Origin of the sequence: Bacillus sp. JJ1127 (genome assembly GCF_036965845.1) — a bacterium.
Classification (GTDB): Bacteria; Bacillota; Bacilli; order Bacillales; family Bacillaceae_G; genus Bacillus_A.
On the sequence record NZ_JBALQK010000154.1, the window covers coordinates 1 to 2853 of the forward strand.

General features: G+C 33.4%; 3 protein-coding genes. All 3 read left to right on the top strand.

Annotation, left to right across the window (positions count from 1 at the left end):
• Positions 1 to 1664, top strand: a 1664-nt coding sequence (locus V7183_RS15810) for a methyl-accepting chemotaxis protein (protein WP_335360128.1), incomplete at its 5' end; no start/stop codon positions are given.
• Positions 1665 to 1991: 327 nt separating this feature from the next.
• On the top strand, positions 1992 to 2309 hold the full coding sequence (locus tag V7183_RS15815; RefSeq protein ID WP_097896289.1) for a PadR family transcriptional regulator: 318 nt from the start codon (positions 1992 to 1994) through the stop codon (positions 2307 to 2309).
• Positions 2296 to 2853 (top strand): DUF2812 domain-containing protein (locus V7183_RS15820; protein WP_335360129.1); only part of this gene is annotated, 558 nt, incomplete at its 3' end. The genes V7183_RS15815 and V7183_RS15820, both read left to right, overlap by 14 nt.

The window sequence follows — 2853 nt, forward strand, 5'->3', positions numbered from 1 at the left end:
TTGCATGTATTCTCTTATCAATTATAGGGGGTATCAGCTTAAAGAAGACAGGCGAAGCTTCTACAAGTATGTATGAAGAAAGATTGCTGCCAATTTACTGGATAGAGACTGTAGAATCTAATTTTCATTATGGTGCTAAAAATCTTATGGAACTTATGCTTACAACTGATGATAAAAGAAACAAAGAATTAGTAAGTAGAATGGATCAATTAAAGAATGAGAATCAGCAACTATTAAAAAAATATGAGTCTAAGATTACTTCACAAGAAGAAAAACAATTATATGCAGATTTTCAGAAAAATTATCAAGAGTTCAGAACGACAATAAATGAAGCACAAAATTTAGCGATGCAAAATAAAAACGAAGATGCTTATGCTTATTATTTAAAAGAAGTTGAGCCCGCTATACAAAAGTCAAGTGATAGTATTCAAGCACTCATTAATTATAATGTTAACCATGCAGAACAATTACAAAAAGATAATGTTAGCAACATGAAGAATATGGTACTAATCTTTATTATTATTTCAGTTATAGTGACTGCGGTTATTATGTTTATTGGATATATCATTAAAACATCTATTCACCGTCCAATTACGTTATTACAGCATGATATGAAAGAAGTAGCAGATGGGAATTTAGTAATACGTACTTCTTATGAAGCAAATGATGAATTAGGAAATATTGTTACTTCTTTTAATCATATGTTAGACAATTTGCAACAACTAATTGAGAAAATAAAGGTAACAACACATGAGGTTACTTCCTCGACTGATTGTATGTTGCAAAATACAAAACAGGCATCTCAAATCTCTAACGAAGCTGTTCAAACGATTCATGAAGTGAACAAACAAATAGTAGGGCAAGTTACGAGTATTCAAGAAAGCTCAACAGCAATGAATGACGTAGCAAATGGAGTTCAAACAGTGGCTGAATCTGCATCAACTGTTGCTGAAGTGTCTGTTATTACAACTGATCGTGTGGATAGTGGAAGTGAAGTAATCAAGCAATCCATTACTCAAATGAATAATGTACATAAAGCTGTGGAAGAAACATCTACAATGATAGAACGTCTTGTGATGCGTACGCAAGATATAGATAAAGCTTTAAACGCTATTACGAATATTGCGGAACAAACAAACTTGCTTGCTTTAAATGCTGCAATTGAAGCAGCACGTGCAGGGGAAAATGGAAAAGGTTTTGCAGTTGTTGCAGCTGAAGTGCGAGATTTAGCTGAACAATCCAAGCAATCCGCACATGAAATTAATGATTTAATTAAATCAATTCAACAAGATACAAAAGATACTGTTCAAATTATGAGAAAAGGTCAAGAAGAAGCGGAACAAGGAAGAAATGCTGCTAATGAAGCAGACGAAGCCTTTTCAACAATCATGAAAGATATTCATAAGATAACAAGACAAATCCAAGAAGTATCAGCTACGACAGAAGAAATGTCTGCTGGAACGGAAGAAATTAACGCTTCATTATCAGTAGTATCAGAAACGTCTACAAGGGTAGCAAAAGATACGGATCAAACCGTACAAGCAATTCAAACACAAGCATCATCCATTACAGAAATAACGAATCAATCCATGCAAATAAGGAACAAAATTGAAGAATTAGAAGGATTGATTTCACAATTTAAAATTGATGAATCAAAACAATAGTAAAAAGAATTTACAAATGTTGGTTTGGAATAAAGTTGTCCTGGTTATAAGAAAGTCGTACCGTTTATAAAAAGGATGTACTGTTTGTAAAAAAGTACGATCAAAAAAACTGCTTGAAATGCAGGTTTTTTCTTGTTCAACAATCGGGCCATTTAATTGAATAAGACTACACAAAAAGTCGCTTTCCCTTACGTAAGGAAAGCGACTTTTTAGATTGATTTTTCCCTTGTTATCAAGCTTTTTACTTTAAGTTCCTTTGACTAACTTTGAAAATGTTGTTGACTATTCAGTTGAACTACATAGTCGAACTGAATAGAGGGTGAGGATATGAAACATAAATTATTACCGTTGTCTGAAACCATGCATTATATTTTATTAGCTATGCGTGAGCCACTCCATGGCTATGCCGTAATGCAGAAGATAGAAAAGATAAGTAACGGTACTGTTATTTTAGCAGCTGGTACATTATACGGTGCGATTGAAAACTTGAATAAGCATGGTTGGATCGAAGCTGTTGGAGAGTCAGGTCGGAGAAAAGTTTATATGATAACTGCAGAAGGAAGCGCCATTTTGAAAATGGAACAAAACAGGTTATTGCATATTTTATCCCTGTACGAAGGAAGTGAATCGAATGAAGAAATTTAAGATGTTTTTTGATATTGAAAAAGAGGAGCAATGGCTGAACGAGCAATTACAAAAAGGATATCGTTGTACAAATATTAGTGGATTAGGAATATACACTTTCGAAAAAACCGACAAGAGATATGTGATGCGACTGGATTATCAAGATTATTTATCAAAGAAAAAGTTCGAAGATTACAAAGGGATATATGAAGACTTCGGTTGGATTTATATAAATGGCTCCTGGCTTGGTGGGGTTTATTGGCAAAAAGAAGATGATAAGCAAAATGAAATCTTCTCGGACCGCCAATCAAAGGGTAATTATTATAAAAGATTAATGGGTTATTCATTTATGTTGGGTATGCTGTGTTTGGCTTCATCTTATATGCCTTACAAGGATTCGGGATTATATCATGAAGGTCTTTGGAGTATGAAAGGTTCATTATTTTGGAAAGCATTTTTATTTGAAACTCCATTTGTCCTTTTGAAGTTGTTTCCCGCACTTCTGGTTGTTTTTTTGGGTAGCAGTTTCTATAAAACTTATCGAAAGTATTCAATGTTAAAAGAA

What these genes read in the sequence shown, in the direction of transcription:
- V7183_RS15815 (WP_097896289.1), top strand. Translation starts at nt 1,992, where the DNA reads ATGAAACATAAATTATTACCGTTGTCTGAAACCATGCATTATATTTTA.